We start from the raw sequence: 19,535 nt of genomic DNA on the forward strand, positions 1-19,535 counted from the left end.
TCCTCAAGCGCTCAGCGCCTGGGATTGCTGGTCAATATTGTCTAGAATGCGGCTTAGCGTGTCTGGGTCAGGCAGGATTGCTGAGCCAAGTAACCTGTTGATTTCAAGTAGAATAACCATCTTGTCCTGCACGTTGGCCAAGCCCTTGATAAAGCGAAGGTCGGTTTCGTGGCCAAAATCCGGAGCGCGGCGTATTTCATCCTCTTCGATGCTGAACACATCGGACACGGCGTCGACCACTATGCCAATAATCTTTTGGGCATCTTCCATGGTGACCTTGACCACTATCACCACTGTGGTGGTGCCGTATTCGAGGGATTTGATGCCGAACTTCTGCCGCAAATCTATGATAGGGACGATAGTGCCGCGCAGGTTTATCACGCCTTTGACATAGTCGGGCGCATTGGGTAGCACTGTGGTGGGCTCCCAGCCACGGATTTCCTGAACCGAAAGAATGTCGACCCCATATTCTTCATTCGCCATGATGAAACTGAGGAACTGCTGTTGTCCGTGTTTGGCGTCTTCTAGTGACATGTCTGCCATAACGAGCCTTCCTTTTATGCTGCGTGTTCTTTGCTGTTGCTGATACCGGCGAGATTAACCAGGCCTGCCACATCGATAATCAGAGCCACGGTGCCATCCCCAAGGATGGTCGCCCCTGAGATGCCGGGTATGCGGGTGTAGTTGTCTTCCAGACTCTTGATAACCACCTGTTGCTGCGCCAGCAGTTCATCGACCAGAAGCCCGGTTTTCTCGTTGTTGTTGTCCACGACCATGACCAGGCCGTCTTTGATTTCTTTGGCATCGGCATCGTGATTAAACTCACGGAACACCTTGATTACCGGAAGATATTCATCGCGAAGCCGGATAAGTTCATGGCCATCAGAGAGCTTGTTGATCCGGTTTGATGGCACTTGCAGCGACTCATAGATAGAGACCAGCGGCACCACGTAAATGTGTTTGCCTATCCGGATGAGCTGGCCGTCGAGAATAGCCAGCGTCAGCGGCAGCCTTATGGTAAAGCGGCTGCCTTTACCGGCTTCGGAGCGCAGCTCTATGGTGCCGTTAAGCTCGTGGATATTGCGTTTGACCACATCCATACCGACGCCGCGACCGGAGAGGTCTGAAACCGTATCGGCGGTAGAAAAGCCGGGTTTGAAAATCAGCTGGTGGATAGATTCTTCAGGCAGCTCTTCATCGGGGCCAACCAGGCCTTTTTGGCGCGCTTTCATCAGAATTTTTTCGGTATTGAGTCCGGCGCCGTCATCCACAATTTCAATCACTATGCAGCCGCCCTGATGGAAGGCATTCAGCGTGATGGTGCCGGTTTCCGATTTGCCCCGGGCGAGGCGCGCTTCCGGTAATTCGAGCCCGTGGTCAAGCGAGTTGCGTACCAGATGCACCATGGGGTCGACGATTTTCTCCAGCACGGTTTTATCAAGCTCGGTATCTTCGCCCTTGAGCACCAGTTCAACTTTTTTACCCAGCTGCTGGCCTATGTCCCGCACCAGACGTGGGAAGCGGTTAAAGGCAAAGCTGATGGGCAACATGCGGATTTGCATGACGCTTTCCTGCAAATCCCGGGTGTGGGAGGCGAGCTGCTCAAGTCCTTGCTGTAGCAACAACAAGGATTCCTGATTGATTTCTTCCTGTTGGCCGATTTGCCCGAGCATGGCTTGGGTGATGACCAGCTCACCGACCATGTTGATCAACATGTCGATTTTTTCGGTACTGACCCGAATGGAGCTGCTTTCGGCATTCTTGGCGCTGGCGGCCTGTTTGGCGGCCTGAGCTTGAGGTGCCTTTTCGATTGGAGTAACTGCAGTCGCCGTTGGCAAGCTGCTACCGGCAATTGGCGTAGCCGCCTGACTTTGGTTAACGCTTTGGCTGGTACTTTGGCTGATACTTTGGCCAAGAACGGCCGCCTGGCTCACTGCCCCGGCTTGGCTTATCGCGCCTACCTGGGTGTCGACAGTATCATCGGCAGCTTGCAGCGCTTCGCCGGTTACGGTGCTGCAACCCCGCTGATAGCTGATTTCACACTCGTCTTCGACCCACTCAAACACTTCCTGCAGCGATTTTTGCGGCGCATCCGTGATGACTTTCAGTTGCCAGTGCAGATAGCAGCCTTCGGGGTCGAAGTCGTCCCAGGCTGGAAACTGGGGCGGCAGCAGGCTGACTTGCACCTCGCCTTTGGCCTCAAGCTCGGCAAACATCAGCAGCGGGTCGTTGCCGCAGCGCATGATGTCAAAGCCTGCTTTAAAGTCGATGTACCAGCAGTCTTCGATAGCGGAATCAGCATCGGAGGCGACTGGCGCTGCGCTGGACTCTGCTGGCTCGGGCTGGCTGGTTTCCGGCGCGTTGTTGCTTGCCAAAGCCTGTGCAAGCCTTTGTTCCAGCTGCGGTAATTTAGGGTCATTGAACTCACTTTTATTCATCAGTGAGTCAATCATGCCGCGCAGCAGGTCAACCGAGTGCAGCAGCATATCAACGTGGTCAGGAGTCATCCGCCGCCGACCATCGCGGATTTCATCCAGCAGGGTTTCCAGCAGATGGGTGTAATTGGCCACTGCCATAAAGCCAAAAGTTGCGCTGCCGCCCTTGATGGAGTGGGCTGCGCGAAAGATGGTGTTGATGGTCTCGGGATCCGGCGCGTCCACATCCAGTTTCAGCAGCTCAGACTCCATTGCCGCCAGACCTTCAATACTTTCTTCAAAAAAGACCTGGCTGAATTGGCTGAGATCTATGTCCATGCTCTTGCCTCGTGGGGGCTTATCCTAAAACTTTGCGCACTGTGGCCAGCAATTGTTCTGGATTGAAGGGTTTCACAATCCAGCCTGTGGCACCGGCGGCCCGACCTTCCTGTTTTTTGTCACCGCCGGATTCGGTGGTGAGCATCAGCAAGGGGGTGAATTTATAGGCGGGAAGGGTGCGCAGATTGCGGATCAGGGTGATGCCATCCATTACCGGCATATTGACGTCGGAAATCACCAGATCGAATTGTCCGGTTTGCGCAACCTTCAATGCTTCATCACCGTTGCAGGCCTCGGTGACATCAAATCCAGCGGTCTTGAGTGTGAAACCCACCATTTGGCGCATGGAGGCAGAGTCATCAACGGCAAGAATTTTCTTCATATGCTGTCATCCTTTTACAGTTCGTCGGTGATACCCGGGAGCTGCATACCCATTTGGATAAATTGCTTTTTAAGTTCGGCGGTGGTTCCCTGCCAATGAAGGGGAATTGACCTTTGTTCACAGGTCGAGTGCAGGCACAACAGCAGCTGAAGCCCGGCGGTGTCTGCCTTGATAAGTGTTGAGGCATCCAATGTCACCGGAGTTCCACTGTGCAGCAGTTCGGCCAGTTGGCTGTAGATCGGCTGAATATTGCGAATGGTCAGCTCACTGCCCAGTTCCACGGTATTTTCAGACATCGAGGCTTCCTTCGTGCTTGTCGGTTGCTTCCCTTTACCTTGAAAAGATAGACGCCATTCGAGACTGTCGCCTCATTTGCAAGGATTTTTTTTAGGATGTGCTCAGCTAACCAAAAAGAAATACGGCCGTATCGGCCGTAAGTTTTACGCAGAAAGACCCGGGGATTTAAAACTGGCGACGAATGGCTCGCATGTCGGCAATCAAGGCCTGATTGAGGATTTGTGGCACGGACTTGCCATCAGATTTGGGTTTGAAGACGGCGTATTTTTCACCGCTGGGGGAGATAACGACGATAGATGCGCTGTGATCGACCTGATAGTTATCGCCCTCGCCAACCATGGCGTACACCATGCCAAGCTCACGGGTGAAGGGCAGCAGTGCCTTGTGCTCGCCTGAAACGGCGATAAAGTCGGGGTGGTAAAAGGCCGCATATTGTTTGAGCCGCTCGGCGCTGTCGCGCCCGGGGTCGACCGAGACAAAAATTACCTGCACATCGCCGGCCTCGTTAAGCGCCGGGTAGGCCGCCGCCAGCTTGGCCATGGTGGTGGGGCAAATGTCGGGGCAGAAGGTGTACCCGAGGAAAATAAGGCTCCATTTTCCTTTCAAGCGGCTGTTATCAAATAGCTTACCGTCTTGATCTGTGAGGGTGAAAGGCGACAGGGGTTTGGCGTCCGGAAACACAAAGCCGGTGTCGAGTACTGCCTCAGTCGGCTTAAGCCCGGCAAATTTTATCAGCAGCAGCCCCGAAAGCCCGAGGGCGGCCAGCAAAACAACAATCCAGGCTTTATTCATCTTGGCTCCTTAAACATAGTGATCGAGCAGCAGCACCATAAACAGCAGCATCAGGTGATAAATCGAAAACTTAAACACATCCATCGCCATGCCCGGGGTTTCATGGAATTTGAGCCGCCACGCCTTGTAGATGAACATCAGGCTCAGCGCCGTGGAGCCTATCAGGTACAAACCGCCGCTCATGCCCACCAATACCGGCAACAGACAAGCAAGACCAAGCAGCAGGGTGTATAAAAAAATACAGGTTTTGGTGAATTCCACCCCGTGGGTGACCGGCAGCATGGGGATGTTGACCTTGGCGTAGTCGGCGCGCCTGTGGATAGCCAGCGCCCAGAAGTGGGGCGGCGTCCAGGTAAAGATGATGATAACCAAAAGCAGCCCGTGACCGTGGAATTCGTTGGTGACCGCAGTCCAGCCAAGCAGCGGCGGCATGGCGCCTGCAAGGCCGCCAATCACGATATTCTGCGGCGTAGCACGCTTAAGATAGGCCGTGTACACCACGGCATAACCGAGCAGGCTCGCCAGGGTCAGCCAGGCGGTAAGCGGATTGACGGCAAGGTACAGCAGCACAAAGCCAAAGACCGAAAGCAGCGCGGCAAACACAATGGCATTGCCTACCGGCACCTTACCCTTGGGCAGCGGTCGGTTATAAGTGCGGGCCATCAGGGCATCAATGCGCCGGTCTATCAGATGATTCATGGCTGCCGCCGCGCCCGCCATCATGCCGATACCGAGCATGCCGGCAATCAGCGGCTGCAGCGGCACCGCTCCCGGCAGCGCGAGACACATGCCAACCAATACGGTAAGCAGCATCAGCGCCACCACCTTGGGTTTGGTCATTTCAAGATAGGCGCGCCAGTGACCCAGAGTGTGGTTGGAGACGGCAACGACAGAAAGCGATTTAGCCATAAAAACTCCTTGTGAGTCAGAGCTTGCGCCAAAGGGCGTAGTTGATAAACACCAGGGTAACCAGCAGCAGCGCCGCCCCCAGGTTGTGTGCCACAGCAATGGCCAGCGGCAGGCCCAGGGCAACATTCGAGATCCCGAGGCTGATTTGCAGTGCCAGCAGCAGCCACAATACCCAGCCGGCCTTTTTCAGCTCCCGGCTGCGGGCGCTGCGTACCAGCCGAAACGCCAACAGGCCGACCACCACCGCGGTCAGCATGGCGCCGGCGCGGTGGGCAACATGTATGGTCATGCGGGCGTGATAATCGAGCACCCCGAATTCGAAGCTTGGATGGGTGCCCTGAAACGGCGAAAAGGCATCGGCGAGGCGCAGATTGCTGTGCCAGTCGCCTTCACAAAAAGGCAATTCGGTGCAGGCCAGCGCCGCGTAGTTTGAAGAGGTCCAGCCGCCAAGCAGGATTTGCCCGACCAGTACCCCCAGGCAAAGCAGCGCCAGGCCACGGTAGGCGCGCATGGCGCCATCGCCGCCGGGAATACGAAAGCCGCTGGTACGCAAATACAGCAAGGTCAGCAGCGACAGCAGGGTAAAACCGCCAAGCAGGTGCGACATCACCACCACAGGCATCAGCTTCATGGTCACGGTCCATGCCCCCAGCGCCCCCTGAAACAAGATGAGCACGAAGATGAACAGCGGCAGTTTACGCGGTGCTTCGCGGCTTTTAAGGCAGCTTATCAGGATGATAATGACCAGCAGCCCGAGCGTGCTGGCAATGTACCTGTGGATCATTTCAAGCCAGGCTTTTTGTGGCTCAACCGTGTGTCCGGGGAAGTGGGTCTCGACTTTGGCAAGCTCGTGCTCGGCGCTTGGCACCTTAAGATGGCCGTAGCAGCCGGGCCAGTCCGGGCAGCCAAGCCCCGCGTCCGACAGGCGGGTGTAGGCGCCCATCAGGATAACCATCAGGGTAAACACCAGCGTTAATTTCAAGAGGTTATTCAGTGTCATCAGCCAACCCTCGACAGCTTGAGCAGTTTGCGAAGGTCGGCCAGCAGCGCCTTGCCCTGACTAAGATTTGCCTCACGGCCGCTGACGCCGGGGTAGCTCATCACCAAGGTGCCCATCGGGTCGGTGAGAATAAGCGCATCTTCATTCAAAAGCCCCGCCAGCGCGTTTGGCAATGCCGCGGTGGTAAAGTCGGTGCCGGTCAGCATCGTCTGGTCACTGTCCGGGCTTAGCATCAGCATCAGGCTGACTCTTCCCTGCTCGGCACCAAGGGCGGTGTGGGCCTGCTTTAACATATAGAGCCGCTCCTGACAGGCGGCATGGCAGCTTTTTGGCATGCGATAGAGGATTTGCCAGCGCTGTGGCAGCGGATTGGCTATTCCCAGGCTTTGGTAGCTGGTGGCCTCAGCAAACAGGGTGCCCTGATTGGTTGCGCCTTCGCGGTACCAATGTTGGCTCAGCACCAATTTGGCCAGCAGCACAGGCACAATAAAGGCTGCCAGTAACAGTAGCAGTGGGCGCGCACTTCGGTTTACGGTGGGAGAGTTCATGACTGGCTCCTCTTTGGTTATGTTATTTTTTGCGTTACCAGCGCCGCTCAGGTTTGCCTGCGCCGGTTTTTAATCCCATAAATCAACATCAGTATCAAAAGTGCCGCCGCCAGCGAAAACCACTGGATGGCGTAGCCAAGGTGCTTTTCAACCGACATGTTGACCGGCATCCAGCGCCTTGGCAGGGCTGGCGTGGCCAGGGTGTCAGGCTGAAGGCCGATGTCGAGCAGTGTTAACTTCATCGCCTTTGCCAGCGCAGGCATGTCCAGTGCCTGTATCCGTGCAGGCTCGCCGGGCTCAAGATTAAGCCCCGCCGACATTGGGTTTATCGAGCGCCGATAGAGCCGGCCACGCAGCGTCAGCTCTCCTGTGGTGGCTTCAAGTCGCGGCAGCGCCCGCCTGTCTGAGCCTGCTTCGACAAACCCAAGCTCCACCGGCAGCAGCGCCTCAAACCCCGGAACCTGCATAAACCGGTAGGCGAGGTAGCCCACCTTGCCGTCCAGCACCTGGTTATCGAGCAGCACAGTGGGCGTGCTCAGCAACTCGCCGGTTACTTCAAGCTTTGCGCCTTCAGCCTCGGCAAGTGGTCGGCTAATCAGGCTGTCCATATTGAGCGGCGTGGCCTGAAACCGGCTCTCTTGCTCGGCAAGCAGAGCCGCCTTTTCATCGGCCCGCGACAGTTGCCAGAATCCCAACTTGACGAGCCCGCAAAACAACACCAGAGTGAACAGTATCAGCAACTTGCCGACCCAGGTCGGTCGTACACCCGGAGCATCCATGGTCAGCCTGCTGTTCAAATCAGTACTGGTTCTGCTGCTGTTTTTCATCGTGTTCAACCTCGGCAGAGCGCTTTACATCATGGTCAAGGGCGACAGCCAGATCCCGATGAGCCGTTATCTGGGCAGGCGGGTTGCGCTATCCGCCCTGGTGGTGCTGCTGCTTTTGATTGCATTGGCGATGGGGTGGATTACGCCCCATCACCGGCCTTACTGAGTTACAGCACGTACACAAACACAAACAGACACAGCCAGACCACGTCTACAAAGTGCCAGTACCAGCTACCGGCCTGAAACGCGAAGTGGTTGTCGATGCTGAAATGCCCCTTAAGCACCCGGAAAAACAGCACTATCAGAAAGATAGAGCCGAGGGTGACATGCAGGCCGTGAAAACCTGTCAGCAAAAAGAAGGTGTTGCCATAAACGCCGGACGCCAGTGTCAGCCCCATTTCGGTATAGGCGTGGATATATTCTTCTGCCTGCAGCCCAAGGAAACTTAGCCCCAGTAGGATGGTGACACCCAGCCACAGTTTCAGTGCGCCGCGATTGCCCTTTTCCAGCGCCAGGTGGGCAAAGTGCAGCGTGAATGAGGACGTCAGCAGCAGTATGGTGTTGATAAGTGGCAAGCCGTACCAGCCCATTGCCTGGGTCTTGGTGCCGTCCGGCGTGGTTTCCAGTGGCCAGATGGCTTCAAAGGTCGGCCACAGCACTTCGTGGGTCATGGCGTTGTTGGAGGCGCCGCCAAGCCAGGGTACGGCGACCATGCGGGCGTAAAACAAAGCGCCGAAGAAGGCAGCAAAAAACATCACTTCGGAGAAGATGAACCAGCTCATGCCCTGACGGAAAGAGCGGTCCATCTGGCTCGAATACAGCCCCGACATCGACTCGTCGATGACGTTTCTGAACCAGCCAACCAGCATAAACAGAATAACGGCAATACCGGCGAGCAGAATGTAGCCCGCGCCGCTGCCGCCGGATTTCATTTGATGGACAAAGTTGCCCGCGCCATAGGCAATCAAAAACAACCCGATGGCACCCATGATTGGCCAGCCGCTCTGGCTTGGCACGTAGTAATTTTGATGTTTGCTTGTCATTTTGCGGCTCCTGCCTGAATGGCACCGCCCAGACTCTTGTCGGTGATGTCATACAGGGTGTAAGAGAGGGTCAGGGTTCCGATGGATGCCGGCAAATCCGGATCGACAAAGAAAATCAGCGGCAACGACGCGCTGTCCTGACCTGCCAGTACCTGTTGGTTAAAGCAAAAACACTCGGTTTTGTTGAAGTAAGCGGCGCCTTGGCCTGGCGATACCGAGGGTATCGCCTGACCGACAATGCGCTTGGCTGAGTGGTTGGTGGCGCGAAACTCGGTGCGAACCAATTGCCCCGGATGCACCTGCATGCGTTTCACCACAGGGCCAAATTCCCACGGCATACCCGGCTGCACCTGGGCGATAAATTCCACTTCCACGGTGCGGGCCTCATCCACTTCGACCTTGCTGTAGCTCGCCGCCTCTGAGCGGGTCTTGCCATTGATGCCAAGTTTCTCGCACAGCACGTCATACAAGGGCACCAAGGCAAAGCCAAAGCCGAACATGGCCACGCAGCCAAGGCCAAGGCCGATTATCAGCTTGCGATGAGACACGCCGGGCGCAGCCATTTACTTCACCTCGGGCGGTGTGGTGAACGAGTGGTATGGCGCCGGGCTTGGCAGCGTCCACTCAAGCCCCTCGGCGCCTTCCCAGGGTTTGGCCGGTGCCTTGGCGCCGCCGCGGATGCACTTGATGACCACAGCAAGGAAAATCAGCTGCGACAACCCAAAAGCAAAGCCGCCGATGGAGACTATCTGATTAACGTCGGCAAACTGCACCGCGTAATCGGGAATGCGCCGAGGCATGCCCGCCAGCCCCAGAAAGTGCATGGGGAAAAACAGCACGTTGACCGAAATCACCGAGCACCAGAAATGCAGCTTGCCGAGTTTCTCGTCGTACATGTGGCCGGTCCACTTTGGCAGCCAATAGTAGGCCGCGCCCATAATCGAGAAAATCGCGCCGGTCACCAGCACATAGTGGAAGTGAGCCACCACGAAGTAGGTGTCGTGATACTGGAAATCCACCGGGGTAATCGCCAGCATCAGCCCTGAAAAACCGCCTATGGTGAACAGAATAATAAAGGCCACCGCAAACAACATCGGGGTTTCAAAGGTCATGGAGCCGCGCCACATGGTGGCAACCCAGTTAAACACCTTCACGCCGGTCGGCACCGCAATCAGCATGGTGCAGTACATGAAAAACAGCTCGGCAAATACCGGCATACCGGTAGTGAACATGTGGTGCGCCCACACCAGGAACGACAGAATTGCGATACTGGCGGTGGCGTACACCATGGAGGCATAACCAAACAGGGGCTTGCGGGCAAAGGCCGGTACTATGGCTGAGATGATCCCGAACGATGGCAGGATCATGATGTACACCTCGGGGTGACCGAAGAACCAGAAAATATGCTGGAACATCACAGGATCGCCGCCACCGGCCGCATCAAAGAAGCTGGTGCCGAAGTACTTGTCGGTGAGCACCATGGTCACAGTGCCCGCCAGCACAGGCATTACCGCAATCAGCAGGAAGGCAGTGATAAGCCAGGTCCAGACGAACAGCGGCAGTTTCATCCAGGTCATGCCCGGCGCCCGCAGGTTGACTATGGTCACTATCACGTTGATAGCGCCCATGATGGAGCTCATCCCCATGATGTGCACCGAAAACACGAACAGCGCTGTGCTGTCGGGGCTGTAGGTGGTCGACAGCGGGGCGTAGAAAGTCCAGCCAAAGTTGGGTGCGCCGCCTTCCATAAACAGCGAGCTGAGCAGAATGAGGAAGGCAAAGGGCAAAATCCAGAAGCTCCAGTTGTTCATCCGTGGCAGCGCCATATCCGGCGCGCCAATCATCATGGGGATCAGCCAGTTGGCGAGCCCGGTGAAGGCTGGCATCACGGCGCCGAACACCATGACCAGGCCATGAACAGTGGTCATCTGGTTGAAAAAGTTGGGTTCAACCAGTTGCAGACCCGGCTGGAACAACTCGGCGCGGATGACCATGGCCATGGCGCCGCCGATAAGAAACATGATGAAGCTGAACCACAAATACAGGGTGCCTATGTCTTTGTGGTTGGTGGTCAGCACCCAGCGCATGATGCCTTTGGCAGGGCCGTGGTGATGGTCATCATGGGCATCGTGATGGGTATCGTGGGTTGTGGTCGTCATTGTCTTTCCCCTACTTGCCATGATTGTTAACGTCGGCGGCCTGTACCATGTCGCCGGTGTTGTTATCCCAGGCGTTGCGCTCATAGGTCACCACGGCGGCAATATCCGCCGCAGAAAGCTGACCGACAAAGGCCTGCATTGCCGTTCCCGCCTTGCCGTGAAGCACAATTTCAAGGTGGTTGGCGACAGGCCCGGTGGCGATGGCACTGCCTTTTAGGGCGGGGAAGGCTCCCGGCAGTCCTGCACCATTTGGCTGGTGGCAGGCAACGCAGGCAGTCATGTACACCTGCTCACCCCGAGCCATCAGCGCGTCCATTGACATGGGCTCGTTGCTCGCAGAGTCAGCGCCTGCACTGGCGGCTGCAGGGGCGCTCGCCTGAGGCTCGCCGGAAGCAGCTGGCGTTTCTGTGGCAGGTGTTGCTGTAGCAGTTGCTTCTGTGGCTATTGTTTCTGGGGCTGGAGTGACAGCCCCTTGGGTGGAGGACGTCGCGCCGCCATTACTGTGGTCGTTCACATCACTCGCCTGCACCACATCGCCGGTATTGTTATCCCAGGCGTTGCGCTCGTAGGTCACCACGGCGGCAATATCCTGTGCCGACAGCTGTTTGCCAAAGGCTTGCATCGCGGTACCTGCTTTGCCGTTAATCACAATCTCAAGGTGACTGGCAATTGGGCCGGTGGCAATCGCGCTGCCTTTAAGTGCCGGGAACACGCCCGGCAAACCGGCACCGTTTGGCTGGTGACAGGCAGCGCAGGCAGCGATATAGACCTTTTCGCCCTGAGCCATCAGCTCATCCTTAGACAGGGTTTGGCTAAGGGCGGCCTTGGCGGCGGCCGCTTGCTGACTGGCTTGCTCTTTCTGGTCGGCAACCCAGGCGTCAAATTCGGCCTCTGGCAGTACCTGCACCACAATTGGCATAAAGCCATGGTCTTTGCCGCAAAGCTCGGCGCATTGGCCGCGGTAAATGCCGGGCTCGTCAATGCGCGTCCAGGCTTCGTTGATAAAGCCCGGGTTGGCATCCTTTTTCACCGCAAACGCCGGCACCCACCAAGAGTGAATGACATCATCCGAGGTCATTAAAAAACGCACCTTGCGATTGGTCGGCAGCACCAGCGGTTTATCGACCTCCAGCAGGTAGTGCTCGCCCTTGGCTTCAGCGCCTTCAATCTGTGCCCGGGGCGTAGCAAGGATGCTGTAATAGCCAAAGTCGTGATCGAAATAGTCATAGCGCCACTTCCACTGCGAGCCAGTGACTTTAATGGTCAGCTCGGCATTGGATGGGTCTTCCATGGCTATCAGGGTTTGAGTGGCCGGAATGGCCATCCCCACCAGGATGAGAAAGGGCAGCAAGGTCCAGGCAATTTCGACCTTGGTACTTTCATGGAATTGGGCGGCGACAGCCCCTTTGGATTTGCGGTGGTTTATCATGGCGTAAATCATGGCGCCAAAAACCACCACGCCGATGGCGCAGCAGATGTAAAGGATGGTCATGTGCAGGCCGTAGACCTTGCCACTGATTTCCGTTACGCCTTGCGTCATATTGAGCGGCATGTCAGCCGCGACGATGGGCGGTGCCAAAAAGGCAGCCGCAAGACAATACAGCCATTGCTTCACAAGACATCTCCTCTGTCAATTGCATCAAGCAACTACAAAGAAGAGTCACACAGTAAGTCTCTGCTCTATGCAAACTCTTCAGTTCCCACAAAAAGCAACGATGACTTCAAAGTGCGGCGGCGGTTTGCTTGTTGATTAGGTTGTTACAGCTCTCATAACCACGCTTGCACCTACTGCTGAATATATCGGTCAAATCCGCATTACCGGCGCACGGTATTGGTAATGCGACGACGTAATCGTCCAGATATAACAAACGAATCGTTGTTAGCCTGAACTACATTACTTGCAGATTAAATATTGATCAAGATCACTTTCTTTTCTAATTATCTGAAAGATTTATTGAAAAAAGTCTGAAAGATTGAATGGGAAAAGACCGAAAGGCTGACAGAAAAAAGCCCCGAAACCGGGGCCAAAGGGGATGAGCAAAAATCAGTGGATGTGCGAACCTGCGCGAAAGGCGCCCGGGTAGTGGGCTCTGGCATTGAAATGGCCACAAAGTGAGTGAGCATTTACATTTTCGAAAATCACCCCGAGGGCAACGGCATTGCGAGCTACCAGTTCGAGGCGACGTTTGTCGCGCATATCCAGGGTGCTGGTCCAGCACAATACTGCGCTGGAGGTGCCGTTGGTCAGTGCCTGCTCCATGGCCCACAGGGTCTCAACTTCGTCTTTGGCATGTACCAGAAGCACCCGGTCCATACGCACACCGGCTTGGGCCAGCATGGCCTTAAGGCCGATATTGGGTGGGCTGATAAGCACAATCCAGCGGCCTTCCAGGCTCAGGCGTGCCAGCTCTGGCGCCAGCTTTGTCAGTTCGTCACGCCCTTTTGAGCAGGTGGATTGGGTCAACACCTGAGTCGCGGCTGCCTTGCCGGCGGCGTTTTCGGTCCACAGCCCCGGATGGCGGGGAGCATTTCCGATGAGCTTGTTCATAACCAGCCTCCGTTACGGATAACGCCTACTGCCAAACCCTCGATTGTGAGGCTTTGATGGCTTAAATCTACTTTGATAGGGGCAAAATCCTGGTTTTCTGCATGCAGATACACCACGTTGCCCTTTTTCTCGAATCGTTTGACCGTGACATCGTCTTCTACGCGTGCCACAACAACCTGGCCGTTACGGGCCTGATCCATTTTGTGCACCGCCAGCAGGTCGCCGTCGAGAATGCCTATGTCTTTCATACTGTCGCCGCGTACCCGCAGCAGAAAATCGGCCTGTGGGCGGAACATATTGGCATCGACCTGGTAGTATTGCTCTACATGTTCCTGAGCCAGAATCGGTTCGCCGGCGGCAACCTGACCAATCAGCGGCAGACCGGCATCGGCCTGGTCTTCCAGTTCGTCACCGGCCAGACGTATGCCACGGGAAGTGCCGGGCATGATCTCGATACAGCCTTTTTTAGCCAGCGCTTTCAAATGTTCTTCGGCAGCGTTGGCGCTCTTGAAGCCAAGACGGGTGGCAATTTCAGCCCGGGTCGGCGGCATGCCGGTTTCGGCGATATTGCGTTTGATCAGATCCAGGATCTCGGCCTGGCGAGGCGTAAGCGGTCTCATGGGCATTCCTGTTTTTCCATACAGTAACTGTTAGTATATACAGTATTTGTGGCAGCGCAAGTATTAACCATTTTTTAGATTATTGGCTAAGGGATATGGCTGTCTGATATTCTATTGCGCTATTGATTTGAAGCCAGGTCTCGAAAAACAGCATGTCAGCACACGACTCAATTTGGTCCAGGTCACTGCGATGGATCCAGAAGCAGCTGGTGCACACTATTGTGGTGCCGCAGAATCCTTTTGCCGACCTTAACCTCGATCCCGCCAGACCCTTGGTTTATGTAATGAAAACCGAGTCAGTCAGTGATATCGCCGCGCTGCACGAATGCGTTGGCAAGCTTGGTCTGCCAAGCCCTTATGATTCGCTGGTGGTTAACGGCAACACTATGCCACGTGTCGTTTGCCTCGAAGGTCGCAAGCCGATGTTCGGCAAGCGCGAGGGTAACGAGCCCTTCCTGCAAACCTTTCAGCAGCTGTTGACCCTGCATCGTCAGCAGGCTGAGCTGGATATTCAGCTGGTGCCGGTCAGCCTTTACTGGGGGCGTACTCCGGGTAAAGAAGACGACACTATGCGCGCGGCGGTGCTGGAGCGTGAAGATCCTACCTGGCTTCGCAAGTGTCTGATGATTCTGTTTTTGGGGCGTCACAATTTTGTGCAGTTTTCCCGCGCTGTGTCGCTCAGACACATGGCCGATGAACATGGCACCGACAAGAGCATCGCCCATAAACTGGCGCGTGTGGCGCGGGTGCATTTCCGCCGTCAGCGTAAGGTAATGACCGGGCCTGTGTTGCCAAACCGGCAGGCGATGTTCCATGCGCTGCTCAAGTCCGACAACCTGAAAAAGGCCATCGCCGAAGAAGCGGCAAGTAAAAAGATCTCGGAAGAAAAGGCCCGTGAAACCGCCATCGAGTATCTGGATGAAATCGCGGCCGATTACTCCGACAGCCTGGTGCGTATCGCTGAGCGTTTCCTTACCTGGCTGTGGAACAAGCTTTATAAAGGCATCAGCATCAAGGGTGCCGAGCAAATTCGTCAGCTGCACCACGATGGCCACGAAATCGTGTATGTGCCGTGCCATCGCTCGCACATGGATTACCTGCTGCTGTCTTACATCCTTTATTACGAAGGCATGGTGCCGCCACACATTGCTGCCGGTATTAACCTGAACTTCTGGCCAGCCGGCCCCATGTTCCGCCGTGGCGGCGCGTTTTTCATCCGCCGCAGCTTCAACGGTAACAAGCTTTATACTGCTGTGTTTCGTGAGTATCTCGACCAGCTGTTTGCCAAAGGCTATTCCGTGGAGTATTTCACCGAAGGTGGTCGCTCACGTACCGGCCGCCTGCTGGCACCCAAAACCGGTATGCTGGCGATGACCCTGTCTTCGGTGATCCGCGGTATCGAGCGCCCCGTGACCCTGGTGCCCGTGTATCTGGGTTATGACCATGTAATGGAAGTGGCGACTTACCATAAAGAGCTGTCGGGTAAGAAAAAAGAGAAAGAATCCGTATGGCAGGTGTTTGGTGCCATCCGTAAGCTTGGCAACTTTGGCCGTGGCTACGTGAACTTTGGCGAACCTATCACGCTGCAAAACTTCCTCACTGAAAAAGTGCCTGACTGGCGCGAGCAGGTGAGCGGCGATCCTGAGCAAAAGCCAAGCTGGCTTACCCCTGTGGTTAACGCCCTCGCGACCCGGGTGATGACACGCATCAACAATGCCGCCGCAGCCAGTTCGGTGACCCTGTCGAGCATGGTACTGCTGGCCTCTGAGCAAAATGCGCTGGAGCGCGGCGAACTTGAGCGTCAGATTGATCTGTATCTGCACCTGCTTAAGTCAGTGCCTTACACCCATTATGCTTCTGTGACCGAGGGAACAGGTAAAGATCTGGTTGAGCGCGGGCTTGAGCTTAAGAAGCTGGTTAAAAGCCATGATGGGCTGGGTGAAATCATCTCCATCGAGGAGAGCCAGACTACCTCGGTAACCTATTATCGCAACAATATCATCCACATGTTCATCATTCCGTCGCTGATTGCCACCATCATGGTGCGTCACGACGAAATCAGCCGCGAGGCGCTGCAGGAACTGGTAGCCGAGTGTTATCCGCTTTTGAAAGCCGAGCTGTTTATGGGCATTCAGGACTTGCCGCTGTATGTGGATTCGCTGGTCAATGCCTTTATTGCTGAAGGACTTATCCAGGATGATGGCCGCCTTAAACTGGTGGATGAGCGCATTAACCAGATGCTGCTGCTTTCCGGTGTGGTGGCCGAAACCCTTAAGCGTTATGCGGTGATATTCAACCTGTTGGCGGAAGATCCTGATATGGAGCGCGCCGACCTTGAGCATCACAGCCATCGTCTGGCGAGCCGCCTCGGCGCGGTTCATGGCGTGACGGCACCTGAGTTTTACGACAAAAAGCTGTACGCGCTGCTGTCGAGCAAACTCAAGGAGCTGGGCTACCTGTCAGACAAGGCCGATGGCGCCAAAGCCCGTAAAATCCGTGACCATGTTAACGGCCTGCTCAGAGGCTCGGTACGGCAAACCATTATTGATACCGTGACCAAGGAGCATCAGGACTGATGACCAACCACATGAACGGCGCACCGCGGCCGGCACGCTCGCCGTCGCTGCTTGGCGGCGCGATGATCATTGCCGGTACCACCGTGGGTGCAGGCATGTTTTCGCTGCCCGTGGTGGGCGCGGGGATGTGGTTTGGCTGGTCTTTGGTGCTGATGGCGGGCATTTGGCTGTGCATGTTGCTCTCGGGGCTTTTGCTGCTTGAAACCAACCTGCGCTTTGCGCCGGGTGCCAGTTTCGACACCCTGACGCGGGAAACACTTGGGCGTTTTGGCCGTATCGTCAATGGCTTATCTATTGCCTTTGTGCTCTATATCCTGACCTACGCCTACATCAGCGGCGGCGGCTCTATCGTCAATCACAGCCTGAGCGCCCTCGGCATCAGTCTGCCCCAGAGCGCTGCCGGGCTGGTGTTTGCAGCCGTGCTTGCTGCTGTGGTGATGATCAGTACCCGCGCTGTGGATCGCATCACCACCATCATGCTTGGCGGCATGGTGATCACCTTCTTTCTTGCGGTTGGTAACCTGCTGCTTGGTGTGGATTCAGTTAAGCTGTTTGTGCCCGATGGCGAGCAGAGTTTTGCGCCTTACCTGTGGGCGGCCATTCCCTTCGGCCTGGCGAGCTTTGGCTATCATGGCAATGTGCCATCGCTGGTGAAGTATTACGGTAAGCAGCCTCGGGTGATTATCCGGGCCATTTTTACCGGCACCTTTATCGCGCTGGTGATTTACGTTTGTTGGCTGCTGGCGGCCATGGGCAATCTGCCCCGCAGCCAGTTCAGCGACATCATAGCTCAGGGCGGCAACATGGGGGTGCTGGTGTCGGCGCTGTCACAGGTAATGTCGAGCGACTGGCTTGGCAAGATGCTGACTCTGTTTGCCAATCTGGCGGTGGCCTCCTCATTTTTGGGCGTTACTCTGGGTCTGTTTGATTATCTTGCGGATTTATTTGGTTTCGCTGACGATGCCAAGGGCAGACTCAAAACCGCTGCGGTGACCTTTTTGCCGCCCACAGTGCTTGGGCTGCTGTTCCCCGATGGCTTCCTGATTGCGATTGGCTTTGCGGCGCTGGCGGCAACCGTGTGGACCCTGCTGGTGCCCGGCTGGATGGCGCTTAAACTCAGGCGCCGTGAGACCGAGTATCAGGGTTATGTGGTGCCGGGTGGCAATGGAGTGATTTATCTGGTGATAGGATTCGGGCTCTTGACCGCCACTTGTCATCTGCTGGCGATGGCCGATTTGTTACCTGTGTTCAAATGAGGCGCATCAGGCGCCTCATCGCTTGACAAGGATAGGATATTCAGTAATTTATATCCTTCGCGTGCTGGAGGTATAGTGCGGGTGTAGTTCAATGGTAGAACGGCAGCTTCCCAAGCTGCATACGAGGGTTCGATTCCCTTCACCCGCTCCATTTTCGCGTCAATGTCGCCTCAAACCCACTTCAACTCCGCCTCAAACTCGCTTCAATTCTGCGTTAAGCCCGCCCTTATCCTTATGGGCAGCCGTGCCTCTTCATCTCTGCTTTCATTACATCTGCCACCAGGTGCAGCACAGCTATCCAGGCGTTTTTGGTCTCGGCGGTAAACTTGTCACCCAGCCCCTCAGCCAGGGTATACAGCAGCGCATTGCCCACCGGGGAAAAGTGACTGGTTTTCACGCCATAGTTGATATGGCGTCTGGCCAGGTCTTCCAGTACAGGCACCAGTTTATCCGGCTGCTCAAGCCCTTTCACGGCGGCGTCGAGCATGGCCATGAGTTTGCGGCCCTGACTTTTTAAATCGGTTTTGAACAGCGGCCGCAGCGACGGGTCAATTTCAAACAGGTTGCGATAAAACAGTGCTGCCGCGTCCTCGGCGATGGGGTGAACCATGTCAAACGAGCGGCGGATAAGGCTAATTTGCTGGGGAGTCAGAGACATATCGGGTCCAATCCGTTTTTGGTTTTATTAAGCATAGTCAAAAAATGCCAAAAGCAAACGGATGGAAATACACCCGCCGCTTGTGCGGCAGGCGTTTGTTTTAGGCGCCTTTAGCCCGGCGCGTCTACCAGAAAGCTGGCCGGACAGCTGTCGCGCAGTTCTGCGCCGTCCCGTGCCATCAGGTGCTTGATTTGAATCGAACTATCCAGTGTCGCCGGCAGACTCAGGCGAATTTCGGTCAGCAGACCACGGCTGCAGTGAAAGCTCACGCGCTTGCCGCTGTGTTTGCCAAACTCCGCGGTGAAGAGCTGCCTTAGGTTGGCGGTGGACTGCATCTTGCCGCTGCTGTCTTTGAGCGCCTGTGCCATTTTGCTTTGGTTGACCAGCTCCGTCAGTCTGGCGGCCTCAATAAAGTAAGCATTGGCATCGAGGGTCTGGCAGCTGCCGTGTTTCCACCACTGATGGCGCTCAAGGCAGGAGTTGAAATCGGCCGAGGGCATCACCTCGGCAAGGCGTGCCTTGGCGTCGGCGCCAAAGGGAACGTCCGGGTAATTACAAAAGCCTTTGGCTTTTTGTTTTACCGCGCCGCAAAAGCCGTATTCGGTTCCGCAGCTTTTTTTGTTGGGCCAAAGGCCGTGCAGGGTCAGGTTAAGCCAGCGTTCGTCATTGCGGCTGCGATTAAGCGCATCGCACTCCCGCTTGCCCTTGCCGTACAGTTCGCAAAATGCACCTTGCCAGCTCAGCGCAAGGACGTGGCCGTCCTGTTCGCCTGCGACGTCACATCGGCCGCTGTCGCTGCCGGTGTTTTGCTGCTGCAATGTGCCGCAGCGGCCGGCAAGCCAGCGCTCGGGGGAGCTCAGTGCTGCGGTTTTAACCCGCACCCATTCCGGGCGAGTGGCGCGCCCCTGCATTTCCAGCACTTCATATTCGGTGCCGGGCACGGACATCATCTCGCCGGGGTTGGTGAGTTTGTTTTTGGATTGATACAGCGGGCAGCTGTGGGTGGCGGTAAAGCTATCGGCCGATACCTGCGCTGCGAACAGCGACAGCAGGAATGCGAGCGGCATAAACGACTTCATTTTCGAAATATCCTTTTTCGAAACATATCTTTTTGATACATCGAGTGGCGGAATCGGGTCAGTGTAACAGGCTTCCCCCTGCGGGGAA

Annotated in this window: 20 protein-coding genes and 1 tRNA gene; 4 read left to right on the top strand and 17 right to left on the bottom strand. The window is 55.9% G+C overall.

Annotated features, from left to right (window positions below; translation table 11 throughout):
* Window positions 1-3 precede the first annotated feature (3 nt).
* The 9 genes from KJI95_RS11725 to KJI95_RS11765 all read right to left on the bottom strand — a co-directional run bounded on the left by KJI95_RS11725 (window position 4) and on the right by KJI95_RS11765 (window position 7,460).
* Complete coding sequence (locus tag KJI95_RS11725) at window positions 4-543, bottom strand: chemotaxis protein CheW (RefSeq protein ID WP_214507393.1); 540 nt, start codon at window positions 541-543, stop codon at window positions 4-6.
* Between the two features lie 14 nt (window positions 544-557).
* Window positions 558-2,753: a chemotaxis protein CheA gene (locus KJI95_RS11730; RefSeq protein WP_214507394.1), complete on the bottom strand. Its 2,196-nt coding sequence runs from the start codon at window positions 2,751-2,753 to the stop codon at window positions 558-560.
* Between the two features lie 19 nt (window positions 2,754-2,772).
* On the bottom strand, window positions 2,773-3,135 hold the full coding sequence (locus KJI95_RS11735) for a response regulator (RefSeq protein WP_126168669.1): 363 nt from the start codon (window positions 3,133-3,135) through the stop codon (window positions 2,773-2,775).
* A gap of 14 nt (window positions 3,136-3,149) precedes the next feature.
* The gene (locus KJI95_RS11740; RefSeq protein WP_214507395.1) at window positions 3,150-3,431 is read right to left on the bottom strand and encodes an STAS domain-containing protein; all 282 of its coding nucleotides are present in this window, start codon (window positions 3,429-3,431) and stop codon (window positions 3,150-3,152) included.
* A gap of 166 nt (window positions 3,432-3,597) precedes the next feature.
* Complete coding sequence (locus tag KJI95_RS11745; RefSeq protein WP_214507396.1) at window positions 3,598-4,224, bottom strand: SCO family protein; 627 nt, start codon at window positions 4,222-4,224, stop codon at window positions 3,598-3,600.
* A gap of 9 nt (window positions 4,225-4,233) precedes the next feature.
* Window positions 4,234-5,133, bottom strand: coding sequence for a heme o synthase (gene cyoE, locus KJI95_RS11750; protein ID WP_214507397.1), 900 nt, complete (start codon window positions 5,131-5,133; stop codon window positions 4,234-4,236).
* Window positions 5,134-5,149: 16 nt separating this feature from the next.
* Window positions 5,150-6,133, bottom strand: coding sequence for a COX15/CtaA family protein (locus KJI95_RS11755; protein ID WP_214507398.1), 984 nt, complete (start codon window positions 6,131-6,133; stop codon window positions 5,150-5,152).
* Entirely contained in the window at window positions 6,133-6,681 is a 549-nt protein-coding gene (locus tag KJI95_RS11760) for a hypothetical protein (RefSeq protein ID WP_214507399.1), read from the bottom strand. The genes KJI95_RS11755 and KJI95_RS11760 overlap by 1 nt, the downstream gene beginning before the upstream one ends.
* A 47-nt stretch (window positions 6,682-6,728) precedes the next feature.
* Window positions 6,729-7,460 (bottom strand): SURF1 family protein, encoded by a 732-nt coding sequence (locus KJI95_RS11765; RefSeq protein ID WP_214507400.1) that lies wholly within the window; start codon window positions 7,458-7,460, stop codon window positions 6,729-6,731.
* On the opposite strand from KJI95_RS11765, the gene KJI95_RS11770 reads away from it, so the two are divergent.
* Entirely contained in the window at window positions 7,459-7,674 is a 216-nt protein-coding gene (locus KJI95_RS11770; RefSeq protein WP_214507401.1) for a DUF2909 domain-containing protein, read from the top strand. The genes KJI95_RS11765 and KJI95_RS11770 overlap by 2 nt on opposite strands.
* 1 nt (window position 7,675) lies before the next feature.
* Here the strand turns inward: KJI95_RS11770 and KJI95_RS11775 are convergent, their stop codons facing one another.
* The 6 genes from KJI95_RS11775 to lexA all read right to left on the bottom strand — a co-directional run bounded on the left by KJI95_RS11775 (window position 7,676) and on the right by lexA (window position 13,878).
* A complete protein-coding gene (locus KJI95_RS11775) occupies window positions 7,676-8,551 on the bottom strand; it encodes a cytochrome c oxidase subunit 3 (protein ID WP_214507402.1) in 876 nt (291 codons plus the stop codon).
* On the bottom strand, window positions 8,548-9,114 hold the full coding sequence (locus KJI95_RS11780) for a cytochrome c oxidase assembly protein (protein ID WP_214507403.1): 567 nt from the start codon (window positions 9,112-9,114) through the stop codon (window positions 8,548-8,550). Before KJI95_RS11780 ends, KJI95_RS11775 begins: the two co-directional genes overlap by 4 nt.
* The gene (ctaD, locus tag KJI95_RS11785) at window positions 9,115-10,710 is read right to left on the bottom strand and encodes a cytochrome c oxidase subunit I (protein WP_214507404.1); all 1,596 of its coding nucleotides are present in this window, start codon (window positions 10,708-10,710) and stop codon (window positions 9,115-9,117) included.
* Between the two features lie 10 nt (window positions 10,711-10,720).
* Entirely contained in the window at window positions 10,721-12,325 is a 1,605-nt protein-coding gene (gene coxB, locus KJI95_RS11790) for a cytochrome c oxidase subunit II (RefSeq protein ID WP_214507405.1), read from the bottom strand.
* Between the two features lie 429 nt (window positions 12,326-12,754).
* Window positions 12,755-13,258 (bottom strand): cell division inhibitor SulA, encoded by a 504-nt coding sequence (locus KJI95_RS11795; protein ID WP_214507406.1) that lies wholly within the window; start codon window positions 13,256-13,258, stop codon window positions 12,755-12,757.
* Window positions 13,255-13,878 (bottom strand): transcriptional repressor LexA, encoded by a 624-nt coding sequence (gene lexA / locus KJI95_RS11800; protein ID WP_214507407.1) that lies wholly within the window; start codon window positions 13,876-13,878, stop codon window positions 13,255-13,257. Before lexA ends, KJI95_RS11795 begins: the two co-directional genes overlap by 4 nt.
* A 152-nt stretch (window positions 13,879-14,030) precedes the next feature.
* Here lexA and plsB point away from each other — a divergent pair, with 152 nt between their 5' ends.
* From plsB to KJI95_RS11815, 3 genes are all read left to right on the top strand, one after another.
* On the top strand, window positions 14,031-16,454 hold the full coding sequence (plsB, locus tag KJI95_RS11805) for a glycerol-3-phosphate 1-O-acyltransferase PlsB (RefSeq protein ID WP_214507408.1): 2,424 nt from the start codon (window positions 14,031-14,033) through the stop codon (window positions 16,452-16,454).
* Window positions 16,454-17,710 (top strand): tryptophan permease, encoded by a 1,257-nt coding sequence (mtr, locus tag KJI95_RS11810; protein WP_214507409.1) that lies wholly within the window; start codon window positions 16,454-16,456, stop codon window positions 17,708-17,710. The genes plsB and mtr overlap by 1 nt, the downstream gene beginning before the upstream one ends.
* A gap of 77 nt (window positions 17,711-17,787) precedes the next feature.
* Window positions 17,788-17,861, top strand: a tRNA-Gly gene (locus tag KJI95_RS11815).
* A gap of 81 nt (window positions 17,862-17,942) precedes the next feature.
* Here the strand turns inward: KJI95_RS11815 and KJI95_RS11820 are convergent.
* A complete protein-coding gene (locus KJI95_RS11820) occupies window positions 17,943-18,368 on the bottom strand; it encodes a globin family protein (protein ID WP_214507410.1) in 426 nt (141 codons plus the stop codon).
* 110 nt (window positions 18,369-18,478) lie between these two features.
* A complete protein-coding gene (locus KJI95_RS11825) occupies window positions 18,479-19,447 on the bottom strand; it encodes a ribonuclease T2 family protein (protein WP_214507411.1) in 969 nt (322 codons plus the stop codon).
* Window positions 19,448-19,535: the final 88 nt, after the last annotated feature.

Source organism: Shewanella jiangmenensis, from assembly GCF_018596335.1.
Lineage (GTDB): Bacteria > Pseudomonadota > Gammaproteobacteria > Enterobacterales > Shewanellaceae > Shewanella > Shewanella jiangmenensis.

Coding starts and splice junctions, on each gene's coding strand:
- KJI95_RS11725 (WP_214507393.1), bottom strand. CDS start 543: ATGGCAGACATGTCACTAGAAGACGCCAAACACGGACAACAGCAGTTC.
- KJI95_RS11730 (WP_214507394.1), bottom strand. CDS start 2,753: ATGGACATAGATCTCAGCCAATTCAGCCAGGTCTTTTTTGAAGAAAGT.
- KJI95_RS11735 (WP_126168669.1), bottom strand. CDS start 3,135: ATGAAGAAAATTCTTGCCGTTGATGACTCTGCCTCCATGCGCCAAATG.
- KJI95_RS11740 (WP_214507395.1), bottom strand. CDS start 3,431: ATGTCTGAAAATACCGTGGAACTGGGCAGTGAGCTGACCATTCGCAAT.
- KJI95_RS11745 (WP_214507396.1), bottom strand. CDS start 4,224: ATGAATAAAGCCTGGATTGTTGTTTTGCTGGCCGCCCTCGGGCTTTCG.
- cyoE (WP_214507397.1), bottom strand. CDS start 5,133: ATGGCTAAATCGCTTTCTGTCGTTGCCGTCTCCAACCACACTCTGGGT.
- KJI95_RS11755 (WP_214507398.1), bottom strand. CDS start 6,133: ATGACACTGAATAACCTCTTGAAATTAACGCTGGTGTTTACCCTGATG.
- KJI95_RS11760 (WP_214507399.1), bottom strand. CDS start 6,681: ATGAACTCTCCCACCGTAAACCGAAGTGCGCGCCCACTGCTACTGTTA.
- KJI95_RS11770 (WP_214507401.1), top strand. CDS start 7,459: ATGGTCAGCCTGCTGTTCAAATCAGTACTGGTTCTGCTGCTGTTTTTC.
- KJI95_RS11765 (WP_214507400.1), bottom strand. CDS start 7,460: ATGGATGCTCCGGGTGTACGACCGACCTGGGTCGGCAAGTTGCTGATA.
- KJI95_RS11775 (WP_214507402.1), bottom strand. CDS start 8,551: ATGACAAGCAAACATCAAAATTACTACGTGCCAAGCCAGAGCGGCTGG.
- KJI95_RS11780 (WP_214507403.1), bottom strand. CDS start 9,114: ATGGCTGCGCCCGGCGTGTCTCATCGCAAGCTGATAATCGGCCTTGGC.
- ctaD (WP_214507404.1), bottom strand. CDS start 10,710: ATGACGACCACAACCCACGATACCCATCACGATGCCCATGATGACCAT.
- KJI95_RS11795 (WP_214507406.1), bottom strand. CDS start 13,258: ATGAACAAGCTCATCGGAAATGCTCCCCGCCATCCGGGGCTGTGGACC.
- lexA (WP_214507407.1), bottom strand. CDS start 13,878: ATGAGACCGCTTACGCCTCGCCAGGCCGAGATCCTGGATCTGATCAAA.
- plsB (WP_214507408.1), top strand. CDS start 14,031: ATGTCAGCACACGACTCAATTTGGTCCAGGTCACTGCGATGGATCCAG.
- mtr (WP_214507409.1), top strand. CDS start 16,454: ATGACCAACCACATGAACGGCGCACCGCGGCCGGCACGCTCGCCGTCG.
- KJI95_RS11820 (WP_214507410.1), bottom strand. CDS start 18,368: ATGTCTCTGACTCCCCAGCAAATTAGCCTTATCCGCCGCTCGTTTGAC.
- KJI95_RS11825 (WP_214507411.1), bottom strand. CDS start 19,447: ATGAAGTCGTTTATGCCGCTCGCATTCCTGCTGTCGCTGTTCGCAGCG.